The organism is Clostridium gasigenes, from assembly GCF_017348895.1.
GTDB lineage: Bacteria > Bacillota > Clostridia > Clostridiales > Clostridiaceae > Clostridium > Clostridium gasigenes.
Window position 1 is genome coordinate 342,623 of record NZ_CP071376.1, and the last position, 26,225, is coordinate 368,847.

Consider the following 26,225-nt stretch of genomic DNA (forward strand, 5'->3'; position numbering starts at 1 on the left):
TTATCAGCAATCATAATAAATTTAACATTAATTATACATTATATATATTCATTTATATATTTTAAAATTTACTCCACACAATACCTAAGTACAGTTTTTAATTTCTCTGTTTCAATTTCCCTTAAATCTGAAAGATATATCTCTCTATGTGCTTTTGTTTTTATAATTAAATTATTTTCCTCACAATACTCTTTCATAATAGAAAAACTCTTAGGTTCATCATCAAAAGAACCTATATGCAACATTTGAACTGAAAGTTCATCTTTTATAGTTCCAAAAGTAACTTTATCTAGTAATTTATGTGGCTTTTTCTTTTTAACAATTTCCATTGCTTTTACTATAAGTTCCTCTGTTACAAAATCTGGTTGCCTAATCATTATCTTATAAATAAACTCATCTTTATTTAAGATTTTTTGTTTTTTTCCTACCTCTGTTAAGTCCCAAATTCCTTCTAATGGATAAACAGTATATTCAAAATATCCTTCTGGGATATATCCATTTTTAGGCATCATTTTTATTGCATAGGCAAGTGAATATAATACTCCTATTGCTTCTGAAAACTCTTCGCTATTTGGATTTCCTTTTCCTTTTATCATGAAAAACTTAAATTCAGGAATATCTATCAAAGCTGGCTTTTCTTTAGGAATATAATATTCTTTTTCATGCCTTCTCCACTCATGCTTCATAATCTATATTTCCTCAACTGGGATTATTATTTCAGTAATATACTTGCTTTGGTTTCCTTTGAAAATCATACCAGGACCTTTTAAATATGTCTCTCTTGCTGGACCTATGCAATTAATATTATTTTTGCTCGCATAATCAAAAAGAGCTTTATATGCATTATTTAACTCCTCGTATTTCCCATAATGTATAGTAGAAATCCCCTTTATTGATGGTAATTTTTTAATATTTACAGTTGATGTCTCTATATATTTTTTAATAGGTACACAAACTTCTATATCAGCAATTTCATTATATTCACCATCATGATACAAATTAAAAGGAGTTCCGCTCGCTTTACCTTTAATGGTTTTATAAATAGATTTAATATAGTTTCCAACATCACAATATCTTCCTTTGTACCTAATTGATGCAACCATTATTTCCGGCATGCTTTTTATTTCTACTTTATAATCCATATGACATTCCTCCATTAAATTATATTCTGTATAGAGGTTAAGTTTTTTTAGCAATTCTTCTTGCTGAAATATTTTCTTTTTAATGATTTCCTTCTTTTCTTCAAAAACATAAGATAAATCCTCACTATTATTACAGATAGATAGTACATCTTTTATTTCAGAAATTGAGAAATCTAATTCTCTTAAAAGAACTAATAATTTAGCTTTTTGAAAATCTTCTTCATTATAATATCTATATCCATTTTCATCATTACGAAATGATGGCAGAAGTATTTTCTCTTCATCATAGTACCTTAATGTTTTTACACTAAGATTTGTTATCTTTGAAAACTCACCTATTTTATACATAACTCACCTCTATATTCAAATTATAATCTATCCATTGCACTGGAGTGTCAATAATATTTTCTCCGATTAAAAATTCTATATATTAATATTATATCATAGAGAATTAACTTTCTTAATGTCTATACATTACTTGCATTATAAAAAGTTGTTAGGCTTACAAAGGTTGGGTATAATAATAACTATAGTAAATGAGTGGAGGGTGATTTTATGGATCTTACTGATATTATAAATATAGTTGTTAAAAAGTATAATATTGATTGTATAGGTCTATTTGGAAGTAGAGCTAGAAATGATCATAATGAATACTCTGATTATGATTTATTTATTATAGCGCATATTGATTTAGATACTGAATTGACACTTGAATCAGAATTTGAAACTTTACTTAATGCTCCTGTAGATTTAATAAGCTTGTCTAAAGATACAGATGTAATATTACTTAAAAATATAATGAATGATTCAGTAATATTATATAATCAAAATGATAAGTATGAAAAATTATATTCTTTTGTAGAAAACTTTTTTATAGAAAACCATGATTTCTTAAAATTAAGAGAACATGACCTTATTTATGGGTAAAGGGAGGTGCTTTAATGATTAATAAAGATAGAGTTTTGAAATTATTAACTGATTTAAATGAATGGAACATAGAATATACAGAGTGTGTAAAAGAAATAGAAAATAATAAAAATGAAAATCTTAAAAAAATTTTATACCATAGTATTAGGGCATATTTTTTAGACTTTCATATTCTTTGCGAAGATTATATTTCAATAAACTTAAAAGACCTAAATAAATTTAAAATTAGCTTATCAGCAATTGATGGAATGGAAATAATAAAGGATTCTAATAGAATAGGTATTGATTTTCTTAATTTCTATGCTACATCAAGAAGACTTCGAAATAGGCTCGCACATAGATATAAGCTTCCTTCTGATGAAGAGCTATTATTAAACTTAAAAAACAATGTAAAATATATATTAGAATTACAAAAGTCAATCAAATTACTAATCTCTTATAATTAATCTTTACCAAAAAGCTAGTAGTTGCCAAACAGCAATTACTAGCTTTTTTTATTGTTTTTATTCAGTTTATCCAAAATTATTTACATGCTTTTTGGATATGCCTAAGATAATTAAACTCTTATGACTTCTTCATAACATTTACATCTCAACTATTATTTGAGTAAACTCTCCTAATTCACTTAAAATAATAATTTTCCCCTTATAATTATTAACTATTCTATCTGCTATTGATAATCCTAGTCCAAATGATTTATTAGTATTACATCTAGATTTATCAACCTTATACAACCTGTTTAATACATATGGTATTTCCGCTTTAGAAATCCCCATTCCGTTATCCTTAACGGATATTATTATTTTATTATTAACCTTAGTTAATTTAATATTAATTTCAATATTTTCCTTATTGTTATATTTTATTGCATTATCTATAAATATAATTAGAATTTGTTTTAGATGATCTTTCATAATTTTAACTTTCAAATTTGAATCAATTATAATTTCAAACTTAACATTATTGTTTAATATTTTATAATTTTCTACTATATATAATATTACAGGTTCAACATTTATAGGTTCTATTTCATCTAAATTTATAACTTCTTTTTCATTTCTAGATATTATTAATAAATCACTTACTATTTTACTTAACCTCTCCGTTTCATTAATGCAAATATCTAAAGATTTTTCAAGACGCTCTTTATCATTCTTTCCCCATCTTTTTATCATTTTTAAATGACCAAGAAGGGCTGTAAGTGGAGTTCTAAGTTCATGAGATGCATCTGACACAAATCTACTTTGATTATCAAATGACTCTTGCAGATCATCCATCATAGAGTTAAATACTATGTTTACCTTATCAAATTCATCATTTGATTCTGAAATTTCAACCCTTTGTGTAATTCCATTTTTTTTAATTTCTGTCATTGTGTTTGATAATACCTTTAATCTTAATATAAATCGCTTTGATAAATATATAGCCCCAATAACACTTAAAACTAAGCCTATAAATAAGGCAAATATAAAGGTTTCAAAATAACTTTCTATAAATTCATGAAAAATATTCTCGCCTTTAACTATTTGTATTTTATGTTCCTCACCCTTTATACTAATTACTTCATCTAATACTATATATTTTTCAAACCTGATATATTTCACTTTAGTTCTTAAATTCACACTTTCATCACTTAATTCGATTTTATCCCATATATTACTATCTGTTGCATATTCAACATAACCATCTTTATATATACGAATAAATTCATCTTCATTACCTATGAATTCATCTATTTCTTTTCCTTCTATATTTATGTTTGATAATAGGTACTTAATTTCTTCATATCTATTTCTTACCTGTTCTTTTTGATAATCTATACTAAAAAAATTAATACTTACTATTTGTATGCCTGTATAGATAACTAATATTGCAACTATAATAGCTAGTGATCCTATAGTAAGCTCTAAAAAAATTGGTAATCGCTTTTTTCTTTTCATAGATATAATCTCATAATATACCCAACAGCTCTAACTGTTTGGATATATTCTTCTTTATCGTTTTGATTTAACTTATTTCTTAAATAGCTTACATAAACATCTATTCCATTCGTCCCTGCATCATGATCATAACCCCATACTTTATCTAATATTACATCTCTAGCTACTACTTTATTTTTATTATTAATAAGAAGAATTAATAATTCATATTCCTTATTTGTTAAATTTAACTTTATAGAATTTTTAATAACAGTTCTTGATCCTCTATCTATAATAATATCTTTAAACCTAAGTTTTTCCATAGTTACTTTTTCTTCGCGTCTAAAAACAACCTGAATTCTTGCAAGTAATTCTTCTATATCAAAAGGCTTTGCTAAATAATCATCTGCCCCTATTTGAAGCCCTGCAACCTTATCCATAACACTATCCTTTGCGCTAAGCATTATAACAGGAATGTCTTTTTCTCTTTTTAGCCTTCTACATACTTCTAAACCGCTTAATGTAGGAAGCATTAAATCCAGTATTATTAAATCATAATCTCCATCTATAGCTTCCCTTAATCCAACCTTACCATCTTCACAAACCTTAGCATTATATCCTTCATATTCCAATTCAATTTTTATAAAATCCGAAATATTTGCCTCATCTTCAATAATTAAAATGTTTCTCAAAATATCACCTCTAATGATATTATATCATTATTTTTAATCATCATATCTTTCTTCATATGGATTTTCTATATCTGTTATAGCTCCTGATTTTGAGCTTACCGTAATCTCTTTAAGCATATTTTCCTTATCCTTTATTTCAAATTTATATTCAAAAGTTGCATCTTCAAAATCTAAGTCTTTTTCAAAGTCGACTACCTCTCCTTGAATTTTTTTAAGGGCTATCCCTTCTGCTTCACTCTTACTATATTTAATATTTGATTTAGCATAACTATAGTAAACACAACCAAGCACTATTACTAACGCAACCCCAATTGAAGCTATAAAAACACCAATCTTTATTATTTTCTTCTTATATGATATTATATATTCAATAAATTTAACAATTTTATCAAAAACCTTTTCCATATTTTATCACTCCATTTATTTATTTTTTTAATACGATCTATTCTTTTTCATATACCTAAAATTCCTTAATCTAAAGCAATTTTTTTTCTAATACTACCTTCAGCTTTTCTAATCCAAATATTAATGATCCACCAATTAAAAAATATATAATACTAAAGTTATTAAAACTAACACTGCTAAAAAAATTCCTCCTCTTTTCTAATTACTTGTTTAGATATTAATTACTTTCTCATTGATTTAATTATATTGTAAACTCCTATATAAGAAATTAAATCAATATTAGAGTTACATTAATTTTTTTTAATAAATAGGCATCTCCAAATAAATAACAAGAATACTGACTTGTTATTTATTTGGAGATGCAAAAAAAGGTTTCAGATAAATATGTATCTGAAACCTTTTTTGTGGTTATTTATTTCAACTTAAATGTTTTAGGTGCCATCTTATAAATAGTAAACAAAGCTATTGGTATAAATAACATTGTTATAACTATTACTACCAAAGTAAAGTAACTAGTAGCTACTTTTATTTGAAGCGCTTGATATGAAACCATGTATACAATGAAATTTGAAATATGAAATAGCGGACTCTTTATTGTTAAATCTTTAGTGTAAGGTTGAACTATATAATACATAAACAAGTGATATATAGAAAAGAAACCGCTAAGTCCAAGTATAGCTAAAAATATAGGAAGTAACTCTATAATATTATAAGCTTTACCACAGAAAATAATTATTATGGTTAATCCTAAGCATATTGTAACACTAGGAATTAAGTTATATAAAACAACTCTTTTAAGCCTTACTCTAAAGTTATCTAAAATTGCCTTTGGATCTTTATAATAGCCATATCTTAGCAAGCTGATGTCACAATTGAAAAACATAGCCTTACAAATTCGTTGTGTTGTAGATATCATATACATTACAAATACTAAATATCCACTTGCTTTTATTATATTCGCTGCTACTTTTTCTTTATAATTCGGAAATATTAATAGTAGTATTACAGCAGCTACTGTAGCTACTCCAATTATTACTACTCTATTTCTTATAGCATTTATAACTATTTTTTTATGTCTATTAAAAAATATTGAGTTTAAATAGTCATATCCACTTTTTTTATTTAACTTCTTACTATTTAAAGTTTTTATATCTATACTCTTTTCATTTATTGCAACATCTGCAAAAACTACGCCCTTAAGGTTCTCACCATCATTAAATATAGCTCCTTTGGATATTAACCTTTTAGAAAGTGCAGTATAACTTTTAGAATTCCATAAATAAGATGATGCTAAAAATCCTAAAACTATAATAATACAAATTGAAATTGGATTTAAAATTATAAATTCACCTAATATAATATTAAAAAATGGTAATAGATACGCAAATATAGGCGCTACTAAAATTAGAACTATTGGTAGCACCTTATTTCGTCCTAGTACAACCTTATATTTATTAAAGATAAAGAGAACTACAGTTTCCCCCAACATTCTAAAAGCACCTAATGTTAATAGTACTATTAGTGTCTTTTTAAATCCTATATTAATTAACATTAACGGGCTTAGAAAAATTGACTGTGAAATTATCTTATAAATAATTTGTCCTAAATAATATTTCTTAGGGTCAACTCGCATTAAAGTAATCATGTTATAAGCATCCTTGTCCACTTTTAATAACATACTATTTAATAATGATCCTGCCATAAAACTTAAAATAAAATATATGTGTATATATAATCTTTCTGTATCTACTTCAATTCCTCTTCCTTTAACTAAAGCTACTGTTGGTATTCCTACAAATATAGCTAAATATATAGCTTTTCTAAAGAACTCAGAGAATAGGCTAAGTATATATTTAATTAATCCTAAAACCATCTTAACCTTAGTCTCTTTATATAAGCTTTCAGGTATCTTTTTTCCTATTAAAGGTAACTTACTTAAAAGATATATAAATGAGTTAGCCCCTTCTACAAAAGACACTTTAAAACTAGTAAGAAATATATTAAGCATCATTATTCTCCTTTAGCAACTCAATTATCTTTTCCTCTAAATTTTCACTACTTAATAGTGCCTTGTCCACTTTATCTAATGTCCCATTATTTAATATAACTAATTCATCACAAAGATCCACAGCTAATTGCATTATATGAGTTGAAAATATTAATATATGATCATTCTTCATTTCCTTAAGTAACTTTTTCATTTCAAGAGCTACAACTACATCAAATGATGTTAATGGTTCATCTAATAATATTACTGGTGGTCTAGTTATAATGCAGCAAAGCATTTGTATTTTATTTTTCATTCCATGGGAATATCCTTTTATTAATTTATAACTATCTTCTTTAGTTATTTTAATTAATTTTAGATATTCATCTATACTTTTAATATTCTCAATACTATCTTTATTTATATCAATATAAAACTTCAAAAATTCATAACCAGTTAAAAAATCTGGTAGTATAGGTTCTGAAAATACATAACCTATTTTTGAGTGATCTAAATTTATAATGTTGTCATTTTCATCTAATAAACTCACAGACCCATTGTCTAATTCTAGCTCCTCACTTATACAGTTAAAAAGTGTTGTTTTCCCTGCACCATTTCGCCCTAGTAAGCCATATATTTTACCCTTTTCAAAAGTAAAACTAGCCTTATTTAACACCTTTTTATCCCCAAATTTTTTTTCAATATCATTTAATAATAACTTCATAAAGCCCCTCCATTATATTGTAATTTTTATTAAACCTTGCTGCTTCAACGTAATTATAACACAAGCCCCAAATTCATCCAATAAAGTTTAAGTAGCTATCATATTCACATTAATTATAATTAATGTGTGGTAAAATAAAAAAACTTAAGTAATTCGCCTTATGAATCACTTAAGTTTTAATATAATTTTACATTTATCAATATTAATTATCTACAAAATTTATCCCTTTATTTAATTTATTAATTCTTTTTTATCCACACTAGAATTATATATTAATCCTAAGAGAATCAATAATCCCCCAATAATTTTTCCTTTTGAAACAAATCCTACTATGAAATAATCAATAAATATACCTGTAAAAAGCTGACCTATAAATATAAGCAAAGTAGTATATATAGTAGGGATTTTAGGAATTATAATATTAGATGTCGAAACAACAATTACTCCAAGCAACCCACCTAAGAACGCCCAAAATGGTATTTCACTTAAACTACCAACAGATAAGTCTACATAATTTCTCACTATACTTAATAATAATATAGTACTTACTAGACCTACTATATAGTTTATAAGAGTTCCTTGAAGAACGCCTATTTTTTTAGCTAGATGTGAATTTATAATCATAGCTACTATAGTAATAGAACCACATAAAACTGCTAAAATAATATATAACATATTTATCCTCCTCTTTCTAAGTCAATTTAAAAAATAATAAAATAGCAAATTGATCTATTTTTTTAAAATGCTTAATATATTATCATTGTAACTAGCCCTAATAATATTATAGAAAATCCAATAATTTTTTTCTTTTTAAATTTATAAATATCTAATCCAAATAATCCATAATGATCTATTAAAGAAGCTAATACTAGTTGTCCAAAAACACCTAATGATAATGTTAAAGAAGCTCCTAGAGAATTGAAGCATAAATTATTTAAAAACACTACGAAAACTCCTATTGACCCCGCACTAAATAAATAAATCGGAATATTTTTCTTTAACTTGAACTTCTCTTTTTTTAATATTAAGATAATAATTAAAGAAATAAGTCCTACTATATGGATTATTAATATCGCTACATACTGATTTGTATATTTTGCCAGAGCACCATTAAACGTTACCATTATAGTAATTAATAATCCTATAAATACCGCATACGATTTATACATGTAATTTCCCCCATTCCTTGATTACGTCTCTTTTCTAAGATTAACATAGAATTTTAATCTTATATATGACATATGTCCTATTCTGATTAATTAATATTAGTCATTTTTCAGTTCTAGTTCACTTCTGTAAAATAAACGATTATAATAATACTTATAAATATTGAAATGCTTAATAATTTTTATCTCCCTTAGATGATTACAAGGAGGACTAATTAAATGAACCGTATAAATAATCAATCTAAATTAGATGATTACATAGAAAAATATAATATTGAAGATTTCTTTGGAATAGATATGAAAAAACACATGGAGTTACATGCTTTTAATAAAGGAAGTCACATTGTCAAAGTTAATGAACCAATAGATTATTTTTATTTTTTTGTAGAAGGTAAAATAAAGGTATATACTATTCTGAAAAACGGTAAATCTCTACTTTTTAGATTATACAATCCACTAACTATAATTGGGGATGTTGAATTTATTGATTGTGATAAAGCTAATTCAAACATTGAAGCAATAAATGAATGTTTATGCATTGCAATATCTATGAGTAATATAAGAAAATACGCTGTCAATGATCCAACTTTTCTAAAGTGTATTTGTCAGAGCCTTGGTAAAAAATTTATTAGTGCCTCTATCGCCAGTTCAATAAATATTCTCTACCCTCTAGAAAATAGATTATCAAGTTATCTACTTGCTATTGCACCAGAGAATAGTGAACATTCCAATTTAGATGGTGGAATAATAACAGATAAATTTACAGAAATGGCTGATTTACTTGGAACAAGCTATAGACACTTAATCAGAACTATAAATAAATTATGCGATGAAAATATAATAAAAAAAGAAAGAAATTCCATTATCATTCTAAATATAAATGCATTGGAAAAACTTGCTGGAGATTTATATAAATAAATAAAAAGGAGAATTATAATGAATATTTTAATTAGAAAAGCATCCGTAAAAGATTTAGATGCAGTAACAAAAGTTGAAGCAATCTGTTTCCCAAAGGAAGAGGCAGCTACTAGAGCATCCTTAGAAAAACGTATTAAAACATTTTCAGAACGCTTTTTTGTAGCAGAAATAGATAAGAAAATTATAGGATTTATAAATGGCTGTATTACTAATGAGAGCACTATATATGACGAACTATATTTTGACTCTAAACTACATATTCCAAATGGAGATTTCCAAACTATTTTTGGCCTTGATGTAATCCCGGATTATCGTAATTTGGGAATTGCCGCACAGTTAATGAATTATATGATTGAAACATCAAAATTAGCAGGTAGAAAAGGTGTTATTCTAACTTGCAAATTAAATCTTGTTGATTATTATACAAAGTTTGGATATATAAATAAAGGTATATCTAAATCAGTACATGGTGGAACTGAATGGTATGATATGATTTTAATCTTTTAGATAAAATCATAAGTTGTTTATTTTCATAATCTTAAATTGACGTCTTTATATAAGGGAGCTCCAAATAAATTTATTTAGTTTATGATGCGTAAGTAAAAGTATAAAAATAAGCTAGGCTTAATGCCTAGCTGTATATACTTAATAACTGTAACTTTACAGTAGAGTATTTCATAGTGAAAATGATATATAACACATCTATCCCACTACTATAATTATTTTATTTCTGTTTCATCAAAACTGCATTTATACCTTTTTAACAAATTCAGATTTTAGTTTCATAGCTCCAATACCATCGATTTTGCAATCAATATTGTGATCTCCATCAACTAAACGTATATTTTTTATTTTTATACCTACTTTTACAACTGCTGAACATCCTTTTACTTTAAGATCTTTGATTACTGTTATGCAATCACCATTACTTAAGATATTTCCATTTGCATCTTTGATAATCTTTTCATCTTCACTATTTTCGTTTTCTAATTCTAAAGCCCACTCATGAGCACATTCTGGGCAAATAAAAAGACTTCTATCTTCATAAGTGTATTCTGAATTACATTTTGGACAATTTGGTAAATCAACCATAATTCCATTTCCTCCATTCGTTATTCTTAGACATTTAAAGATGTCTAAATTATAATATATATAAGCATATAAGGCGTTCCTTATATGCTTATATATATTATCATAGTCTTCTTATATTGACAAACCAACCCCTAATCTCTGATTAAAGTTATATTATCCCTATCTAATATTGAATTTAATATCCCATCTCTTCGTTTATAAATATCACATAGATTCTATCTCTTCTATTTTGTTTTCTGATTAAAGTATATTCACAGCATATTCTTTCATCACTTTGACAATCCATACAATACCCTACCTTTGCACAAGGAGTTTGTTTATTAAGTCTTTTTGCATTTGCTGGCGCTGCTATATTTTTATTTCTCTCTATAGCTTCTTCAACATTTTTCACTATTTTATTTATTCCAGCTACAACTATAACCTTGTCTGGTCCATATAACATGGCTGCAACTCTATTTCCATTACCATCTACATTATAAAGTTCCCCTTGTTCAGTTATAGCATTAGTACTAGAAAAATATGCATCTGCTGAAAATGTTGCCCTATATATTTTTTTTACGTCTTCTTGCACTAATCCATCTTTATATCTATCAAGGAACTCATATCTTCCGCTTCTTAAATGATCCATTACCCCTGTTTCAAACAATGTCATAGATCCCCCACATCCCACTAAAGATCCCTCTTTAACTATTTCTTCAATTTTTTCTATAAGTTCTTCCCTTGATTTAACTAAGTAGCCGTTCATATTATTCTTTTGTAATGAATCTATTACTCTTTCGGCTCTTTTTTCATTTACCCATTTAATATTTTTATCCACATTAATCACTCCTATACTATCTATTAGCGCAGGCTTGCCTTTTTTTATTTTTTTAATATATATAAATTTCAGGAGAATTATATATATTGCTCCAATTATTTATTAAAAAATCTCTCATTTCTATGTATTCACTATTAGTCATTTCCTTTGCACCCACAGGACAATTTCTTATACAGCGACAACACTTAATACATCTTTCTTTATCAACAATCCTACAGTTTTGATTGCTTATAGCATTAGTGGGACAAGAATTTTTACATATTCCACAATCTATACAATTATCATTAGTTTCTGGTGCCATAGGTTTCATTTTACTTACCTTTACCACATAAGGATAATTTCCTGGAACATTCAAGTTTCCTATTTCACTAATATCCTTTATTGAATCAATCTTTATCTTAACTCTGTCACCAAATTTTTTTGCTATTTCTAAGTCCTTTTTATTTGGTCTTCCACTTCCTAAAAGTTCAGTATAAGAATGCTCTCCTACAAATGCAGCTGCCCCTACTCCTATAAACCCATTTTCTTCAAATGTATTCTTTAATTCTAATAAAGCATCTTCATAGGCTCTGTTGCCATATGTTACAACAAAAATTACTAGAGTATTATTACCCTTTACTTTATTAAAATATTCGACTAAAAACTTAGGTACTCGTCCAGCATAAACTGGAACGCCTACAATAACTAAGTCTTTTTCTGTAAAAACTAACCCTTCATTTCTATTTTCCTCTAATGTTATATCATTTTCAAATAATTCATTACTAATAGCACTTCCAATTTCCTTTACAACCTTAGCTGTTCTATCTGTAGCGCTAAAATAAATCAAATTTACTCTCATATCTTTTCTCCTACTATACTATTTGTTAATACTTACTATTATAGGCACTTTTTTATATTTTAACAATAAAAGGTCATAAGTTTCCTTATGACCTTTCCTAATCTCAACTGCCAAACAGGTAGGTTCTCTTCGCCAATGTTAACTAAGGTTTTGAAATAGCAACACTTCTCCTACAAGTAACTCCCCTTTAAGGTAGTTGACTTACAACAACATGATAATCTTTACCATTATTGTTATCCCATTTAACTTCATTTGAATTAAAGTCATACTTAAAACAATAATCTAAAGTTGAACCTTTCTTAACATAAACATCAGTCCAGAAAGCTTCAAATTCTCTTCCCATGTAAGCATCTACAAAATGTCTACTTAGCTCAACATCTTTTATTTCATTCCACCCGTTTACTCCAAAATGTACAGTAATATTTTTAATGTCCCTAGTATCCACTTTATCATAGGCTATTGGAGCTGATATTCTATAAACTACCCATTCATCATTTTCTGCTGCATGAACCGTTTTAGGCATTAATAACGTTCCCATTATTAAAGTTACTGATAAAAAACAAAGTATTATTTTTTTCATATTTTTATTCCTCCTTACATGTTTTATGATTTTATTATACATTTAATTACATAAATTGTATAATAAAGAATTACCTCTTGTAACCATTTTCTTTTACAAAATACTTAAATTTGCTTTAAATTACAATAAGTATATTAACTTTTCATAACTATAACTCCAATATTTGCCATTAAAGCTTAATTAAATAATGTTTTATAGAGTAATCATAAATTTTCTTATCCACCATCATTTAAACGCATTAAAATAAGCCATACATTTCTGCACGACTTATCTTAATTAGCATTTAATCATATTTATTTCATTTCAATTATCCAGTTACATTATTAACCTACTTGTCTCTGAAAATATCGCCATTCACCTCATTACTCTGAAGGCATGTTCGACAAGTGCTCGCTAATATTACTCAGCTAATGATTTAATTTCTTTGTAACTCTTAAGATCTGTATAAAGTTCGTCATTAATAGGATTACGCTTTGTCTTAACAATCTTGTAAATATAGTATCCAAATACTGCGATATTTGCTAGTAATGCTACTAAGCTTACAATGAATAAAGCAGTTGTGTTATGTGATGATTTAACTGCAAATTGTGATTCATCAATGAAACTTGGATAGGTCATTGCAAACATACACCATAATGCAAGTGTTTGTGCACGATGCTGTAGCCAAGCCCCCTTCTTGATAAAGAAAGCTGCAAATGTAGGAGCTAGTAATAACGCTACCCCACAGTACCATGCATGTTCAGGTAAGCAGTTATATGTGTATGCAAAGTTCCAAATATCATATGCTATAATCCAGAACCAAAGCATGTCAGGCCATAACATATCCTTGCTCTTATCTTTACTGATGCAGATTCCAACCCAACCTGTAATAGTAATGATATTTAAGATACCTGCAATTCCATTCATAATATTCCAGGAACCGCTTATAGTCATCATTCCTTCAAACATCTCTTTATTAAGATGTAATCCGTAAATTTGAAAATCACGTGCTACTGCTTCGCAAATATTGATTGCTAAAATCAATGGTGGAAAACACAAAAGCCATTTTTTGCTACTTGCGCCTTTCACATGTCTAATCAGCCAAAAGCCAATGCATCCTGCAAGTGATGAGTACACTTTAGCATAATGGAACCAATCGTTTACACTTGTTCCTTTAGTAGTTTTTGGCCATACTGCAAAGGTAAGAACCAGTGGTAATACGACGAAAAAAAATACTCCTCCCCATTTATATTTACGACCTACTTCATTTAGTCCAATCAACACAAAAAATACTACCAGCAACATAAGCCAGTTTGTCCAAGGTTGTGCTTCGAAAAAAAACATAAATATTCCTCCTTAATAAAATATAATAATTCCAGTAATTTAAAACCAATTCTCCTACAATTTACTAATATAAGTGTACGCGTTTATTTAATGATTGTCAATAAATGTAGATTACATTTAGCGCTTAGAAATCATTACTTAGCAGTATTGAAATTGCTCAAAGGTGCTATCCCATCCTCAATTTTCAAAGAAAAAAATGCTTGCTATGAAATGCCAAGAAAATATCAGTATTTTGGTAGTCTTGTATTATATTTTGAGGAATATACTTAGTATAGATTATAATGCTAGTCATAATTATAAATATATAAAAGGAGTTGAATTCATTTGCCTACAGATATTAAATATATACAGCAAATTAATCCAACTTATGAAGAGAGACTTAAAATGTTAAGGATTGCTCTAGAAGAAGGAAATCACATTGAAGATTTTGATAATTTAGTAGAGTTGCTTGGTCCACCAAAAGATATTACAACAATTAGCTCTCCAGAACATTGCAAAGGGCTTAAGGTAGGTGTAATAGGCGGAGGGCTTTCAGGGCTGGCTTCTGCCTTTGAACTTAGAAAGCTTGGCTTTGATATTACTATCTTTGAATCAGAGGAAAAACGTATTGGTGGCAGGGTTCATACCCATTACTTTGATAAGAATAAAAGATTTTATGGAGAACTTGGAGCTATGCGGATACCTGTAAGCCATGAAACTACATGGCACTATATAGACCTTTTTGGTTTAAAAACAAGGCCGTTTATTCAAAACAATGAAAATGCATTTATCTATGTAAGAAATAAACGTGCAAGAAATGATCCTCAAGGTAAAAGTGTAATGGAGAAAATATATCCTGAATTTAATCTTGCACCATGGGAAAGAAGTACACCTTGGCAAAAACTTATTGGTTATGCATTAGGAAGTAATCTTTTAAAAATACATCCAGATATAAGAAAAGAACTTGTGCAAATTAAAAAGAAATATTCAAATACAATTGAATATATGGATAGTTTAAGTATACGACAAGTACTTGAAAAAATGAATTTAAGTGAAGGTGCTATAGAGATGCTCTCATGCGTTTCACCTTTTGCAGGTTATTTCTACTACAATAATTATTATGAAAATCTTCAAGAAGAATATACCGTAGACTATGCTTATAGATATGAAATAGTTGATGGCTTTGTTAATCTCCCACTTGCTTTTTATAATTCTTTAATGTCTAAAAAACCTAAGGAATACTCTAATATTCAAGAAAAAAATTTAGGGAAAATTCTTTGGAAAAATGGAAAAGCAGTAACAGGTATATATAAAAAAGATAAAAACAATAAGGTTATACTACAATATAAAAATAAAAAATCCTCAGAAATTTTTCAGGAAACCTTTGATTTTATTGTTTGTACAATTCCTTTTTCTAATCTTCGTAATGTTACTGTATATCCTATGTTTAGTACTGAAAAAATGCAGGCAATAAAAGAAGTTAACTATACATCAGCTCAAAAAACTGTTTTTATGTGCAATAAACGTTTTTGGGAAGAAGGAGATACTAAAGAGAAAATAATAGGAGGTGGATCCCATACTGATTTATCAGTTGGAACTATATGGTACAATGATTATTATAAAGGTGTTAGTAATAGTCATATACAAAATAAGAAAATTTCTAATAATAACGGAGGAGTTCTTTTAGCATCTTACAATTTAAATCAAGATTCAATCCGTTTAGGTAACTTAGAAGATAAAACACGTGTTGAAGAAATAAAAAGACAAATTGAATCTATTCATGGCCTTAAAAAAGGATATCTTGATTCTATAGTTGATGACTTTAAAACTGCTCAATGGAATAATGAAAAAGGATTTTATGGAGGATTTTGTTATGCTAAACCTGGACACTTCAGGCTATTCTCATATGCAATGGCGAAACCAGAATATGAGAATAGAGTATACTTTGCTGGTGAACACGTTTCTTCAAGCCATGCTTGGATGCAAGGGGCTGTAAATAGTGCCATGAAAGCTGCTAATGATATAGCCGAATATTGTGAAAAAGGTTAATCTATATTCAATAAAAAACTGCAATAAAGGCTTAAACTGGTACCTATAGAATGGACAGTTAGAAAAAAAGTGCTAAACATTTATTTAACTGACTCTATTTTATAGGGTCTTTTTTATTGTAAAATATTTTAAAGGAGGATTGTAGTTATGGGAAGAATCTATTTTACAGATGAACAATTGAAAGATTTATCAGTAAATCCATTTGTAAAAAAGCTAGTAATAAAGCTATTACTTATACAGATGAATTTAAGGAGTATTATGTTTCTGAATATAATACCGGGAAAATGCCATTAGAAATACTACGGAATGCAGGATTTGATGTTAAGGCTTTAGGAAAACAGAGAGTTGATAATTTATCGCGCCGATTTCTAAGTATGGGAAAACGACAAGAAGGTTTTAGTGACTTAAGGAAGGAAACCTCTGGACGATTAGCTACAAAATATTTGACACCTGATGAACAAATTACACGTCTCAAACATCAAGTTAGATATCTAAAACAAGAAAATGAGTTTCTAAAAAAATGAATTTTATAAATCGGGAGGCGCAATGGAAGTCCAAGCTAAAACAGAAGAAAAATTCAAAATAATTCAGCAAATGCTTTCACGGAATAATAATTTATTAAATATTAGTTGGCTCTGTGAATATGCAGGGGTATCTAGATCAGGTTATTATAATTGGTTATCTTCTAAAGATCATAGAAATAAAAAAGAGGAAGAAGATAGAAAAGATTTTGAGATTATATTATTGCTTATCAGTTTCGTGGATATGACAAAGGTAAACGTGGTATTTACATGAGGCTTCTAAATACTGGGGTACGTATGAACATCAAGAAATAATAAGTAGATTGATGAAAAAATTTAATTTAACATGTCCTATTAGAAAAGCAAACCCGTACCGCCGAATGGCAAAGGCCCTAAAAACTAATAATGTTGCTGAAAATTTATTAAATAGAGAATTCACTAACTATGGGGCAAGAATGGTCTTATTAACAGACATTACATATATATCTTATGCCAATAGTCAAAGAGCATATCTTTCAACTATTCTGGATGCTTATACAAAGCAAATTCTAGCAGCATATGTTCTAAGTGAATCTCTAGAAATAGATTTTGTATTAGAAACTGTACATACTTATTCGTGAACATGGCATTTCTCTGACAAGCGAAACTCTAATTCACTCAGATCAAGGTTGCCATTATACTAGCGTTAAATTTCAAGAGATTATATCAAAGCAAGAAATTAGACAATCGATGTCTCGAAGAGGTAATTGTTGGGACAATGCCCCACAAGAATCCTTCTTCGGACATATGAAAGATGAAATTCACCTTGGAAAATGCAACACATTTAATCTACTGAAACAAGAAACTGATAATTATATTGATTATTATAATAACAATAGATATCAATAGAATTTGGCCAAGCTATCACCAAATAAATACTACGAATATCTAGAAATCGGTGAATATCCGATTAAAATCTAGCTAAACTAATTTTATATATTAATATAATTTAAAGCACTGGTAAATACCTACAAACGGTATAATACCAGTGCTTTCTTGTCATACATCTTCCATAAAAAATGTTCCAATTCATTTTTTAGGCGTTTTTTTCTAACTGTCCTTGACATAGGGACCACTTTAGCTTTAGCTCTATTGCAGTTTCATCATTTAAATGATTTTATTTAAAACACTACTTGTACTTGGAATATTTTAACCCCTAGGAGTCTTTAGGAACGTTTGATACTTATCCCTAGAAAATCTTGACTTCCCTGAATGTATTTCCAAAAGAAGACTCCCCAGTGAGGTAGCCTTTTAAAGTAATGAAATTAGTTAAAATAATTTAACATAATAAAATTAATATTACTTACTTTATAATCTGAATTTTTTTAATTTAACTTAATCCCATTAATTAATTCTAAAAATAGATAAAGTTCCAATAGGTCCGGATAAAACTGTTAATACTATACTAATAGGACCATTTGAATTGTTGGCAAATCTAAAACTTTCTCCTGCTGTTGCGGCATAAATTACATTAGAACCACTTAACGTTGGATTTGTTACTAAAATAGATATACCACCAATACGAGTTGCACTAGGAACTTGTTCCAAGTCAATTTGTAAAGCAAATGTTAAAGGAATTGAGTAACAGCTAACTTCCAGTCGATTACATAAACACCTGTTGTATTAACTGTAAATATACCTGATACTGGATTATAAATTATATCAGATCCTATAATATTTACAGTATCATAAATAACAGTGCCTCCGACTGGAATTGATATTTTATTTGTTGTTATAACACCATTTGCATACGAATTAAAACTTGGACCAGTAGAACCTGTAGGTCCTTGAATACCGGTAGCTCCAGTTGCTCCAGTTGTTCCAGTTACTCCTGTTGCTCCAGTTGCTCCAGTTGCTCCTGTTACTCCAGTTGCTCCTGTTACTCCAGTTACTCCAGTTGCTCCAGTTGCTCCTGTTGCTCCTGTTGCTCCTGTTGCTCCTGTTGCTCCTGTTGCTCCTGTTGCTCCAGTTGCTCCAGTTGCTCCAGTTGCTCCTGTTGCTCCAGTTCTCCCAGTTGCTCCAGTTACTCCAGTTTGTCCAGTTACTCCAGTTGCTCCTGTTACTCCAGTTGCTCCAGTTGCTCCTGTTGCTCCTGTTGCTCCTGTTGCTCCTGTTGCTCCTGTTGCTCCTGTTGCTCCTGTTGCTCCAGTTGCTCCTGTTGCTCCAGTTGCTCCTGTTGCTCCAGTTGCTCCTGTTGCTCCTGTTGCTCCTGTTGCTCCAGTTACTCCAGTTGCTCCAGTTGCTCCAGTTGCTCCAGTTGCTCCTGTTGCTCCAGTTGCTCCTGTTGCTCCAGTTCTCCCAGTTGCTCCAGTTGCTCCTGTTACTCCTGTTACTCCTGTTACTCCAGTTACTCCTGTTGCTCCAGTTCTCCCAGTTGCTCCTGTTACTCCTGTTGCTCCTGTTTGCCCTATACATTTCGGATGGCAAGGTTGACAACAATCGTATCTGTCCCTATAATTAGGATAATTTATATCCCCTTCAGAACCATATCTGTAATTACTCATAATAGACACCTCCCTCATTAATAATACTTTTTTTATTTAATATGCCGATATTTTTTTTATATCTTCATATTCTCTATACATAGTATGCAGATATTTTGTTTTGCGTTACATAGTTATGTTAATACGTGTCTAAATTAGAAAAAATATAGATTATAACATCCTAAAGCTGCAAAATAATAAGTATTATAGTCTCAAGCATTTGAATCATTATCAAAGTTCAATGTTTTTTTCTTAATTTTTAGTGATTCATTTGTATAATAATAAACACCAAGACAATCCTTTTCTCTGTAATCTAATAAAGATAGTAAGTGCTTGCCTTTGGCTATAACTAAATCACTAATAAGAAAACTGCAATAAAGTTTTAACTCTATCGCAGTTTCTTCATCAAAATGATTCTATTTTAAACACTACTTGTACCTGGGATATTTACGCAACATTAGGCGCGTTTGCTACTTCTTAATTTTTTAATAAGGTCAGTAATATCTTCGTTGTACTTGCTTTGTAAAACCATAATCAATAATTACTGGTATTCCATCAATTATACCCCAACTACTTTTCTTACATAAATCTTCCAATAATAAATTATACTTCCACTGAATAGTCTGTATTCCCTTCAATCTAATAAATTCCCGACTATTACTAACATTGAAATATTTCAATACATGTGAAAAATTATTTATTGTATCAGCCTTCTTCATTATCAGAAACTTGAAATCTCCTGAAACTTCTATAACCTTTGCAAATAAATTTGAATTATCATTAAATGAAATCTGATACTCAACCTGATTTTGTGCAATTCCTGCTATATTTTTTGCTACCTTTATTACATATCCATTCCCCAAATCGAATACTTTTCGGCCAGAACCGGAGCCAATATATCTATAAACCATTTGTTTCATCCCCAATATACTTCGATTAAATTTATCACTCGTTTCGAACACCTGATTTCTAATAATCTAATTTAAGTTAAGCTATTAGAAAATATTCTACATACTTATATTATTCAGTTTATAGTTAATGGGTTCATATGTTTAGCACACAATATTAATGTTCGAATAAATAATTTAAAATTCGTAAGCATCAAAGATTCTCCGTATATAATTACTAAATATAAAATCATATAATAATCCCAGTAGAAAGCAGCTATTGCTTTCTACTGGGTTTTCAAATTTAGTATTTCAGCAGCCTTAGTCATGCATCCATCAAGTGGATTTGCATTAAAATCTCCTACAAGTATTGTATTTCTATTTTCATAATCCAAAAAGCTATCGAATATTTTTCGATAGCTTTTGCTTATAAATTACCTTATATATAAATTAGGTTACTTCTTAAAATTAGATTTATCAATTATAAATAAACGTGGTTCTTGTAAGTAATCTTGAACAATCCTAAGAGCTTCACCAAATCTTTGATAATGAACCACTTCTCTTTCTCTTAAAAATTTTAATGGTTCTATTACATCAGGATCATCAGCCACATTTATTAGATACTCATAGGTGGCTCTTGCTTTTTGCTCTGCTGCTAAATTTTCAGTAAGATCTACAATTGGATCTCCTTTTGATTGAATATAAGAAGCATTAAAAGGAACGCCAGAAGCACTTACAGGATATATCCCTCTACCGTGATCTACATAGTAGCCACCCATTCCTGCATTATTAATTTCTTCAAGGCTTGCATCTTTCATTAATTGCCTAACCATTGAACCAACCATCTCTAAATGAGCTAACTCTTCTGTCCCTATATCATTACATGTTGCTATAGCTTGTGGAGTAATCATTGAAAAACGTTGACTTAAATATCTTAACGAAGCTGCTAATTCACCATCTGGTCCTCCATATTGAGTGATTATAATTTTTGCCATTTCAGGATTTGGATTCTTTATTTTCACTGGATATTCTAAGAATTTGTCATACGTCCACATAAATCATATATCCTCCCTTTCAATTTTAAAGTTAGCATCACTTTCCCAAGGCCAAGGTTCACTTATCCATTGCCATAAAGATGAATTCGATGAATCATGTTGAGTTAACATTCCATAATTCATTTCATAGGTTTCTCTTAATCCTTTGCATAGCATTACATAATAATTATATTTTTTTATAGCATGTTTATCTGATGGATGAGTATTAAGATATAAAGCTAAATCTACCTTCATAAACTGAGAGGTAGTAATTTGTTTTAATAGTTCCATTTTATCTATATCATCTATATCATTTCTCATAAGACACCCGCCTTCTTTCAGGCTCGCGTTTCTCTTTTGTTTCATATGGACTGTATAATTCAGGAAAAGCAGTTCCTTTATTTAACGCTTGTAGAGGTGTGAACAGATCGCATAAGATTTGGAATGGAACATAAGCAGCTGCTAACCTGACATTTTTTATTTCAGTTTCTTGAGGTATACAACTGCTATTTTGAGAACATTGTGATTTATTTTCTTTGTTTCTCATCTGTTTCAATTTAACTCTCCTTAAAATATTAATTATATTATATAATATTCAATTTATACAAAAAGTTCCAAAAAGTTGTTACTTAACTTATATATATATCTATTTTGCCGTTAACTTTAATATGATTTTATAATAAGTTTAAATTAAGCCTTCGTTTTTTTATTCCTAACTGGCTTATATTCATACTTACTTTCATCTTGTTCATTAATATATTCATAACCATTTTGTTCACTTTTTTTTAATCCTAATGAAGCCATTTGCTTTTTAGTTACAGTTAATTTATTGCTCATAATATAGTCACTCCCTAAATTTTTATTTTGAATAAATTTAAATCTCTATCGTATTAAATATTATATATCTAATCTCTTGATTATTTTTTCCTAAACTTTTGTATATATTCTATTAAATATTTTTATCTTACTCAAAATATATCAATCCAAGAAAGTAGTATACATTTATTCAATTAATAAACTTAGAATATATAACTTAATCTCCAATAAAAAACTACAATAAAGTTTTAACTTTATTGTAGTTTCATAATTAAAATTAACTCTCATATTTTTTTATAGTAGGGCTTATAAATAATATTTATAAGCCCTGTTTCTTCATCATCTATAATTTTAGCATCAACCTCATACAAAGACTTTATTAATTCTGTGGTTAAGACTTCCTTTGGTGTTCCAACCTTAATAATTCCACCTGCTTTTAGGGCATAAACCTTATCACAATATAAAGCAACAATATTTAAATCGTGAATAGCGGCTATAACTGTAACCCCAAGTTCTTTTACAGTATCCATAAACTGAAGCTGATACTTTATATCTAGATGATTTGTAGGTTCATCTAGAATAAGACACTCTGTTTTTTGTGCTAATGCCCTTGCAAGAATTATTCTTTGCTTTTCTCCCCCTGATAAACTTGAAAAGTTTCGTTTAGCATAATCTATCATACCTACTTTTTTTAAAGACTCTTCCATGATTCTATAATCGTAAACATTATCTTTTTCTATAAATTTTTTATGTGGTGACCGTCCCATTAGAACTATATCTGAAACAGTAAAATCAAAATTATAATTATTATGTTGAGATACCACAGCCATTTTTCTTGCACTTTCTTTCATAGAAAAATCCTTGCTATTTTTATCATCTAACAATATAGCTCCTGTAGACGGCTGCAGAGTTCTGTATATACATTTTAAAAATGTACTTTTGCCACTACCATTAGGCCCTATAATACCTACAAATTCTTTTTTCTTTGCATGAATACTTAAGCCTTTCAATATATGACTCCCACCTAAATAAGCTTCTATATCTAAAGTCTTTACCTCCATCAATCATTACCTCCAAATCCATATGATTTACTTACCATAAGATATATAAAACTTGGTGCACCTATCATAGAAATTAATATTCCTATTGGAAGTTCACTTCCTTGTATTATAATCCTTGATAAAACATCTGCCCAAACCAAAAATATAGCTCCTACTAATGCTGATAATAGAATAATTCTTTTATGATCTGTTCCAAATATCATTCTTACAAGATGAGGAATAATGAGCCCCACAAACCCAATCATACCAGATGCATATACTATGAATCCAATTACAACAGATGTAATTATAAGATAAAATTGTCTATACTTGTGCAAATCTGTACCTAAAGTTATAGAAACTTCATCACCAAGCAGCATTAAATTAAGCGTTCTATATTGCGTTATAAAAAACAATGTAGATATTATTACAACAGGAAGAATTATTCTTATATTTTGCCATTTTGCACCTGCAAGGCTTCCCATTAGCCAATATGCTATACTCTGCATGCCATCTCTATTATTAGCAAAGTATACAATAAAGCTTGAAAATGCTGAGCATACAGTACTTAACGCCATACCTGCTAGCAAAAGCTTTGTTGAATTAGCTCTTCCATTTACATTTGCAAGGGTTAATACAAGTATTGATATTGCAAATGCTCCAATGAAAGCGCATATTCCTACATAATTACTACCAAAAAAGACCCCAACACCAAGCAAAATTGCTAATGTAGCCCCAAGAGATGCCCCTGAAGAAACACCTAATATATATGGATCTGCTAGGGGGTTTTGCACAATCGCTTGCATTATGACCCCTGATACGGAAAGGCCTATACCTACAGCAACTGCCAACATAATTCTTGGGAGCCTTATAAACCAAACAATATCATGGACAGGCCCACTTGATAAAAATTTTGCATCACCAATACTAAATAGTTTGTACATTATAATTTCATATACATCTTTTATAGAAATCTCAACTGAGCCCATAGTTACTGTTATTAAAATAGAAAAAATCAAAAAAAATACAAGTATAATGGAAACACCTATATAAGTAGGCGTTCCATTTATCAAAGATTTTTGTGTGTTATTTTTATAAATTCTTTTCATTTTTATTTATCCTCATATAATTCAGGATATAACCCCTTTGAAATTGTCTTTATACCGTCTAAAGTTCTAATACCACTAGCATAAACTTCACTGAGCATTATAGGGTGAACACGTTCTGACTTTATTGCTGAAATACTTGAAAGACCTTCATTAGTCATAATACTTCTTAATGCAGATTCTTTATCAATTTCCTTACCATAGTAAACAGTAAAAATCACATCTGGATTAATCTTTATCAAATCTTCATTCCCCATTTTCCCACTAGATTTTGCTACTAAATTTGCTCCAACCCCCTTTGCAATATCACCACCAATACTATCTTCTCCATAAATTCTATAGACACCGTCTTTTTCTACTTCCAAAATAACTGTTTTAACAGCCTCTTTTTCCTTAACCAAATCCTTTACTTTTTCAATTTCTTTTTTCATGTTATTAACAATATCATTAGCTTTATTTTCTACATTGAAAATTTTACCTATGTTTAAAATATCATCATATTCATTTTGCAGACTATCTGGTTTAATAACACCGCTGTTTTGTGCCATATATGTATTTATACCTCTTTCATGCCAAAAATCTACATCTCCAAGTTTTTTTTCAGCGAATAGAGAATACCAACCTAATATAAAATCAGGTTCTAATCCAATAACCTCTTCTTTTGTAGGTGTTTTTTCATAATGTTTTAACTTACTAAATTCACTTTTATATTCATCTTTAACATCATGATCCAATCCAGACACTCCAATTATTTTATCCTGTAATCCTAATGCTAATAATGTTTCTATTGAATTTTGATATACTGCAATAACTTTTTCTGGTGATTTTTCAAAAGTAACTTTGACAGGATTTTTAGCATAATCATATGTTGTGATTGTAACAGGATAATGTGCTGACTGTTCATTACTATTTTCTACTTTAGTTTCTGCTTTAGGTGCTGTTGTCTCATCTTGATTCCCACATCCGGTTATTCCAAATGCCATTAACCCTATTAAAATCATACTTATTATCTTTTTCATTTTAAGTTTCTCTCCTTTATTTATCCCTTGTATACCCAATCAATACTTCTTAATATTTTTAATGAGTACCTTCTACCACTTCTATATTATATCTTTTAAATATCTCTTTTATTTCTTCTGTTCTTTGAATTTGACACTTAACAATACAAACACCAAGGTGAAGCTTTTGAACCCCTGCTTGTTCTAATTTTCTAGCAATATTTATCAAGTTTTCATCAGAATTACTTGAACATGAATCACATGTGAAAAATGACATAAGTTCTAAATTTTCGTTTTTATATATACTAAAGTTTTTCTCTCTGTTATTTAAAGCTTTAAAGCATCCCATGGTTGTACATATTCCATTTATTTTTTCACATACTCCGATAGCTATCTTCATTTTTACCTCCTATAAAATAAATTATTCCAAAAAAAATGATAACCTTTTAACAACAGTTAAAAGGCTATCAATTGAAAAAAATATTTTTCAAACGTTTCCCCCCCTATCACTCGTAGAGTTGTCATCACATTAAAATAGGCAGGTCTTCTGGCTTAAGTATCAACACTCCTGCAGTCTTCCCAGTTTCCCAGTGACATATTGCAAGAGCTCCTCTATTACAGCGGCGGGACCGCGTGGGATTAAAACCCACTTCCCTTTTAATTAACAGATATTAAATACCTGTTAAACCTATTTTTGTATATTCAATTTTACAATTTTATTTTATCATATTACAATTACATTA

35 protein-coding genes and 1 riboswitch are annotated in these 26,225 nt (G+C 28.9%); of the genes, 10 read left to right on the top strand and 25 right to left on the bottom strand.

Features of this window, described 5'->3' with window-relative positions:
- Window positions 1-68: 68 nt before the first annotated feature.
- Both J1C67_RS01650 and J1C67_RS01655 read right to left on the bottom strand, forming a co-directional pair.
- Window positions 69-686, bottom strand: coding sequence for a GyrI-like domain-containing protein (locus J1C67_RS01650; RefSeq protein WP_167866121.1), 618 nt, complete (start codon window positions 684-686; stop codon window positions 69-71).
- Window positions 687-689: 3 nt separating this feature from the next.
- Window positions 690-1,490: a MerR family transcriptional regulator gene (locus J1C67_RS01655; protein WP_167866120.1), complete on the bottom strand. Its 801-nt coding sequence runs from the start codon at window positions 1,488-1,490 to the stop codon at window positions 690-692.
- A gap of 207 nt (window positions 1,491-1,697) precedes the next feature.
- On the opposite strand from J1C67_RS01655, the gene J1C67_RS01660 reads away from it, so the two are divergent.
- Both J1C67_RS01660 and J1C67_RS01665 read left to right on the top strand, forming a co-directional pair.
- Window positions 1,698-2,069, top strand: coding sequence for a nucleotidyltransferase family protein (locus J1C67_RS01660; protein ID WP_167866119.1), 372 nt, complete (start codon window positions 1,698-1,700; stop codon window positions 2,067-2,069).
- 14 nt (window positions 2,070-2,083) lie between these two features.
- Entirely contained in the window at window positions 2,084-2,515 is a 432-nt protein-coding gene (locus tag J1C67_RS01665) for a hypothetical protein (protein WP_167866118.1), read from the top strand.
- Window positions 2,516-2,653: 138 nt separating this feature from the next.
- Here the strand turns inward: J1C67_RS01665 and J1C67_RS01670 are convergent, their stop codons facing one another.
- From J1C67_RS01670 to J1C67_RS01700, 7 genes are all read right to left on the bottom strand, one after another.
- Window positions 2,654-4,009 carry a sensor histidine kinase gene (locus J1C67_RS01670; RefSeq protein ID WP_167866117.1) on the bottom strand — a complete coding sequence of 452 codons (1,356 nt, stop codon included), beginning with the start codon at window positions 4,007-4,009 and terminating at the stop codon, window positions 2,654-2,656.
- Complete coding sequence (locus J1C67_RS01675; RefSeq protein ID WP_167866116.1) at window positions 4,006-4,680, bottom strand: response regulator transcription factor; 675 nt, start codon at window positions 4,678-4,680, stop codon at window positions 4,006-4,008. The genes J1C67_RS01670 and J1C67_RS01675 overlap by 4 nt, the downstream gene beginning before the upstream one ends.
- Window positions 4,681-4,713: 33 nt before the next feature.
- Window positions 4,714-5,085 (bottom strand): PepSY domain-containing protein, encoded by a 372-nt coding sequence (locus tag J1C67_RS01680; RefSeq protein ID WP_167866115.1) that lies wholly within the window; start codon window positions 5,083-5,085, stop codon window positions 4,714-4,716.
- A 412-nt stretch (window positions 5,086-5,497) separates the two neighbouring features.
- Window positions 5,498-7,093 (bottom strand): hypothetical protein, encoded by a 1,596-nt coding sequence (locus J1C67_RS01685; protein ID WP_167866114.1) that lies wholly within the window; start codon window positions 7,091-7,093, stop codon window positions 5,498-5,500.
- Window positions 7,086-7,796 carry an ABC transporter ATP-binding protein gene (locus tag J1C67_RS01690; RefSeq protein ID WP_089972257.1) on the bottom strand — a complete coding sequence of 237 codons (711 nt, stop codon included), beginning with the start codon at window positions 7,794-7,796 and terminating at the stop codon, window positions 7,086-7,088. The genes J1C67_RS01685 and J1C67_RS01690 overlap by 8 nt, the downstream gene beginning before the upstream one ends.
- Window positions 7,797-8,027: 231 nt before the next feature.
- A complete protein-coding gene (locus J1C67_RS01695) occupies window positions 8,028-8,471 on the bottom strand; it encodes a DMT family transporter (protein ID WP_089972255.1) in 444 nt (147 codons plus the stop codon).
- Window positions 8,472-8,542: 71 nt separating this feature from the next.
- Complete coding sequence (locus tag J1C67_RS01700) at window positions 8,543-8,965, bottom strand: DMT family transporter (RefSeq protein ID WP_167866113.1); 423 nt, start codon at window positions 8,963-8,965, stop codon at window positions 8,543-8,545.
- 216 nt (window positions 8,966-9,181) lie between these two features.
- Between J1C67_RS01700 and J1C67_RS01705 the strand changes: the two genes are divergently transcribed.
- Together J1C67_RS01705 and J1C67_RS01710 are read left to right on the top strand one after the other, a co-directional pair.
- A complete protein-coding gene (locus J1C67_RS01705; protein ID WP_167866112.1) occupies window positions 9,182-9,880 on the top strand; it encodes a cyclic nucleotide-binding domain-containing protein in 699 nt (232 codons plus the stop codon).
- Between the two features lie 18 nt (window positions 9,881-9,898).
- Window positions 9,899-10,387 carry a GNAT family N-acetyltransferase gene (locus tag J1C67_RS01710; protein WP_167866111.1) on the top strand — a complete coding sequence of 163 codons (489 nt, stop codon included), beginning with the start codon at window positions 9,899-9,901 and terminating at the stop codon, window positions 10,385-10,387.
- Window positions 10,388-10,630: 243 nt separating this feature from the next.
- Here J1C67_RS01710 and J1C67_RS01715 read toward each other — a convergent pair whose 3' ends face one another.
- The 5 genes from J1C67_RS01715 to J1C67_RS01735 form a co-directional block, all read right to left on the bottom strand.
- Window positions 10,631-10,972 carry a zinc ribbon domain-containing protein YjdM gene (locus J1C67_RS01715; RefSeq protein ID WP_089972246.1) on the bottom strand — a complete coding sequence of 114 codons (342 nt, stop codon included), beginning with the start codon at window positions 10,970-10,972 and terminating at the stop codon, window positions 10,631-10,633.
- 175 nt (window positions 10,973-11,147) lie between these two features.
- Window positions 11,148-11,789, bottom strand: coding sequence for a lactate utilization protein (locus J1C67_RS01720; protein WP_167866110.1), 642 nt, complete (start codon window positions 11,787-11,789; stop codon window positions 11,148-11,150).
- A gap of 52 nt (window positions 11,790-11,841) precedes the next feature.
- Complete coding sequence (locus tag J1C67_RS01725) at window positions 11,842-12,627, bottom strand: EFR1 family ferrodoxin (RefSeq protein ID WP_167866109.1); 786 nt, start codon at window positions 12,625-12,627, stop codon at window positions 11,842-11,844.
- Window positions 12,628-12,814: 187 nt separating this feature from the next.
- On the bottom strand, window positions 12,815-13,207 hold the full coding sequence (locus J1C67_RS01730; RefSeq protein ID WP_167866108.1) for a carbohydrate-binding protein: 393 nt from the start codon (window positions 13,205-13,207) through the stop codon (window positions 12,815-12,817).
- Window positions 13,208-13,606: 399 nt separating this feature from the next.
- Window positions 13,607-14,530, bottom strand: a complete 924-nt coding sequence (locus tag J1C67_RS01735; protein ID WP_167866107.1) for a DUF5692 family protein — start codon at window positions 14,528-14,530, stop codon at window positions 13,607-13,609.
- 324 nt (window positions 14,531-14,854) lie between these two features.
- On the opposite strand from J1C67_RS01735, the gene J1C67_RS01740 reads away from it, so the two are divergent.
- The 6 genes from J1C67_RS01740 (at window position 14,855) to J1C67_RS19350 (ending at window position 17,967) form a co-directional block, all read left to right on the top strand.
- Window positions 14,855-16,558, top strand: coding sequence for a flavin monoamine oxidase family protein (locus tag J1C67_RS01740; RefSeq protein ID WP_167866106.1), 1,704 nt, complete (start codon window positions 14,855-14,857; stop codon window positions 16,556-16,558).
- Window positions 16,559-16,705: 147 nt separating this feature from the next.
- Window positions 16,706-16,852, top strand: a complete 147-nt coding sequence (locus J1C67_RS01745; RefSeq protein WP_207253543.1) for a hypothetical protein — start codon at window positions 16,706-16,708, stop codon at window positions 16,850-16,852.
- Window positions 16,786-17,082, top strand: coding sequence for an HTH domain-containing protein (locus J1C67_RS01750; RefSeq protein ID WP_342356953.1), 297 nt, complete (start codon window positions 16,786-16,788; stop codon window positions 17,080-17,082). Before J1C67_RS01745 ends, J1C67_RS01750 begins: the two co-directional genes overlap by 67 nt.
- Before the next feature lie 22 nt (window positions 17,083-17,104).
- On the top strand, window positions 17,105-17,353 hold the full coding sequence (locus J1C67_RS01755) for a hypothetical protein (protein WP_207253545.1): 249 nt from the start codon (window positions 17,105-17,107) through the stop codon (window positions 17,351-17,353).
- A gap of 52 nt (window positions 17,354-17,405) precedes the next feature.
- Window positions 17,406-17,699, top strand: coding sequence for a hypothetical protein (locus J1C67_RS01760; RefSeq protein ID WP_207253546.1), 294 nt, complete (start codon window positions 17,406-17,408; stop codon window positions 17,697-17,699).
- Between the two features lie 97 nt (window positions 17,700-17,796).
- The gene (locus tag J1C67_RS19350; RefSeq protein WP_425321716.1) at window positions 17,797-17,967 is read left to right on the top strand and encodes an integrase core domain-containing protein; all 171 of its coding nucleotides are present in this window, start codon (window positions 17,797-17,799) and stop codon (window positions 17,965-17,967) included.
- Between the two features lie 495 nt (window positions 17,968-18,462).
- Here J1C67_RS19350 and J1C67_RS01770 read toward each other — a convergent pair whose 3' ends face one another.
- The 11 genes from J1C67_RS01770 to J1C67_RS01820 form a co-directional block, all read right to left on the bottom strand.
- Complete coding sequence (locus J1C67_RS01770; RefSeq protein ID WP_207253548.1) at window positions 18,463-18,666, bottom strand: hypothetical protein; 204 nt, start codon at window positions 18,664-18,666, stop codon at window positions 18,463-18,465.
- Window positions 18,667-18,686: 20 nt separating this feature from the next.
- Window positions 18,687-19,622 carry a collagen-like protein gene (locus J1C67_RS19610; protein WP_280526551.1) on the bottom strand — a complete coding sequence of 312 codons (936 nt, stop codon included), beginning with the start codon at window positions 19,620-19,622 and terminating at the stop codon, window positions 18,687-18,689.
- A gap of 473 nt (window positions 19,623-20,095) precedes the next feature.
- Window positions 20,096-20,512 carry a hypothetical protein gene (locus J1C67_RS01780; RefSeq protein ID WP_243176871.1) on the bottom strand — a complete coding sequence of 139 codons (417 nt, stop codon included), beginning with the start codon at window positions 20,510-20,512 and terminating at the stop codon, window positions 20,096-20,098.
- A 431-nt stretch (window positions 20,513-20,943) separates the two neighbouring features.
- Entirely contained in the window at window positions 20,944-21,543 is a 600-nt protein-coding gene (locus J1C67_RS01785) for a manganese catalase family protein (RefSeq protein ID WP_167867599.1), read from the bottom strand.
- Between the two features lie 3 nt (window positions 21,544-21,546).
- The gene (locus tag J1C67_RS01790) at window positions 21,547-21,843 is read right to left on the bottom strand and encodes a spore coat protein CotJB (RefSeq protein ID WP_167867598.1); all 297 of its coding nucleotides are present in this window, start codon (window positions 21,841-21,843) and stop codon (window positions 21,547-21,549) included.
- Entirely contained in the window at window positions 21,833-22,069 is a 237-nt protein-coding gene (locus tag J1C67_RS01795) for a spore coat associated protein CotJA (protein WP_167867602.1), read from the bottom strand. Before J1C67_RS01795 ends, J1C67_RS01790 begins: the two co-directional genes overlap by 11 nt.
- Window positions 22,070-22,212: 143 nt before the next feature.
- On the bottom strand, window positions 22,213-22,359 hold the full coding sequence (locus J1C67_RS01800; RefSeq protein WP_167867597.1) for a hypothetical protein: 147 nt from the start codon (window positions 22,357-22,359) through the stop codon (window positions 22,213-22,215).
- Between the two features lie 263 nt (window positions 22,360-22,622).
- The gene (locus tag J1C67_RS01805; protein ID WP_167867596.1) at window positions 22,623-23,399 is read right to left on the bottom strand and encodes an ABC transporter ATP-binding protein; all 777 of its coding nucleotides are present in this window, start codon (window positions 23,397-23,399) and stop codon (window positions 22,623-22,625) included.
- Window positions 23,399-24,487 carry a FecCD family ABC transporter permease gene (locus J1C67_RS01810; protein ID WP_167867595.1) on the bottom strand — a complete coding sequence of 363 codons (1,089 nt, stop codon included), beginning with the start codon at window positions 24,485-24,487 and terminating at the stop codon, window positions 23,399-23,401. Before J1C67_RS01810 ends, J1C67_RS01805 begins: the two co-directional genes overlap by 1 nt.
- A gap of 2 nt (window positions 24,488-24,489) precedes the next feature.
- Window positions 24,490-25,503 carry an ABC transporter substrate-binding protein gene (locus J1C67_RS01815; protein ID WP_167867594.1) on the bottom strand — a complete coding sequence of 338 codons (1,014 nt, stop codon included), beginning with the start codon at window positions 25,501-25,503 and terminating at the stop codon, window positions 24,490-24,492.
- A 58-nt stretch (window positions 25,504-25,561) separates the two neighbouring features.
- Complete coding sequence (locus tag J1C67_RS01820) at window positions 25,562-25,882, bottom strand: CGGC domain-containing protein (protein ID WP_167867593.1); 321 nt, start codon at window positions 25,880-25,882, stop codon at window positions 25,562-25,564.
- Between the two features lie 120 nt (window positions 25,883-26,002).
- Window positions 26,003-26,189, bottom strand: a riboswitch (cobalamin riboswitch).
- Between the last annotated feature and the right edge of the window lie 36 nt (window positions 26,190-26,225).

Coding starts and splice junctions, on each gene's coding strand:
- J1C67_RS01650 (WP_167866121.1), bottom strand. CDS start 686: ATGAAGCATGAGTGGAGAAGGCATGAAAAAGAATATTATATTCCTAAA.
- J1C67_RS01655 (WP_167866120.1), bottom strand. CDS start 1,490: ATGTATAAAATAGGTGAGTTTTCAAAGATAACAAATCTTAGTGTAAAA.
- J1C67_RS01660 (WP_167866119.1), top strand. CDS start 1,698: ATGGATCTTACTGATATTATAAATATAGTTGTTAAAAAGTATAATATT.
- J1C67_RS01665 (WP_167866118.1), top strand. CDS start 2,084: ATGATTAATAAAGATAGAGTTTTGAAATTATTAACTGATTTAAATGAA.
- J1C67_RS01670 (WP_167866117.1), bottom strand. CDS start 4,009: ATGAAAAGAAAAAAGCGATTACCAATTTTTTTAGAGCTTACTATAGGA.
- J1C67_RS01680 (WP_167866115.1), bottom strand. CDS start 5,085: ATGGAAAAGGTTTTTGATAAAATTGTTAAATTTATTGAATATATAATA.
- J1C67_RS01685 (WP_167866114.1), bottom strand. CDS start 7,093: ATGCTTAATATATTTCTTACTAGTTTTAAAGTGTCTTTTGTAGAAGGG.
- J1C67_RS01690 (WP_089972257.1), bottom strand. CDS start 7,796: ATGAAGTTATTATTAAATGATATTGAAAAAAAATTTGGGGATAAAAAG.
- J1C67_RS01695 (WP_089972255.1), bottom strand. CDS start 8,471: ATGTTATATATTATTTTAGCAGTTTTATGTGGTTCTATTACTATAGTA.
- J1C67_RS01700 (WP_167866113.1), bottom strand. CDS start 8,965: ATGTATAAATCGTATGCGGTATTTATAGGATTATTAATTACTATAATG.
- J1C67_RS01705 (WP_167866112.1), top strand. CDS start 9,182: ATGAACCGTATAAATAATCAATCTAAATTAGATGATTACATAGAAAAA.
- J1C67_RS01710 (WP_167866111.1), top strand. CDS start 9,899: ATGAATATTTTAATTAGAAAAGCATCCGTAAAAGATTTAGATGCAGTA.
- J1C67_RS01715 (WP_089972246.1), bottom strand. CDS start 10,972: ATGGTTGATTTACCAAATTGTCCAAAATGTAATTCAGAATACACTTAT.
- J1C67_RS01725 (WP_167866109.1), bottom strand. CDS start 12,627: ATGAGAGTAAATTTGATTTATTTTAGCGCTACAGATAGAACAGCTAAG.
- J1C67_RS01730 (WP_167866108.1), bottom strand. CDS start 13,207: ATGAAAAAAATAATACTTTGTTTTTTATCAGTAACTTTAATAATGGGA.
- J1C67_RS01735 (WP_167866107.1), bottom strand. CDS start 14,530: ATGTTTTTTTTCGAAGCACAACCTTGGACAAACTGGCTTATGTTGCTG.
- J1C67_RS01745 (WP_207253543.1), top strand. CDS start 16,706: ATGGGAAGAATCTATTTTACAGATGAACAATTGAAAGATTTATCAGTA.
- J1C67_RS01755 (WP_207253545.1), top strand. CDS start 17,105: ATGGAAGTCCAAGCTAAAACAGAAGAAAAATTCAAAATAATTCAGCAA.
- J1C67_RS01760 (WP_207253546.1), top strand. CDS start 17,406: ATGAAAAAATTTAATTTAACATGTCCTATTAGAAAAGCAAACCCGTAC.
- J1C67_RS19610 (WP_280526551.1), bottom strand. CDS start 19,622: ATGAGTAATTACAGATATGGTTCTGAAGGGGATATAAATTATCCTAAT.
- J1C67_RS01780 (WP_243176871.1), bottom strand. CDS start 20,512: ATGGTTTATAGATATATTGGCTCCGGTTCTGGCCGAAAAGTATTCGAT.
- J1C67_RS01785 (WP_167867599.1), bottom strand. CDS start 21,543: ATGTGGACGTATGACAAATTCTTAGAATATCCAGTGAAAATAAAGAAT.
- J1C67_RS01790 (WP_167867598.1), bottom strand. CDS start 21,843: ATGAGAAATGATATAGATGATATAGATAAAATGGAACTATTAAAACAA.
- J1C67_RS01795 (WP_167867602.1), bottom strand. CDS start 22,069: ATGAGAAACAAAGAAAATAAATCACAATGTTCTCAAAATAGCAGTTGT.
- J1C67_RS01800 (WP_167867597.1), bottom strand. CDS start 22,359: ATGAGCAATAAATTAACTGTAACTAAAAAGCAAATGGCTTCATTAGGA.
- J1C67_RS01805 (WP_167867596.1), bottom strand. CDS start 23,399: ATGGAGGTAAAGACTTTAGATATAGAAGCTTATTTAGGTGGGAGTCAT.
- J1C67_RS01810 (WP_167867595.1), bottom strand. CDS start 24,487: ATGAAAAGAATTTATAAAAATAACACACAAAAATCTTTGATAAATGGA.
- J1C67_RS01815 (WP_167867594.1), bottom strand. CDS start 25,503: ATGAAAAAGATAATAAGTATGATTTTAATAGGGTTAATGGCATTTGGA.
- J1C67_RS01820 (WP_167867593.1), bottom strand. CDS start 25,882: ATGAAGATAGCTATCGGAGTATGTGAAAAAATAAATGGAATATGTACA.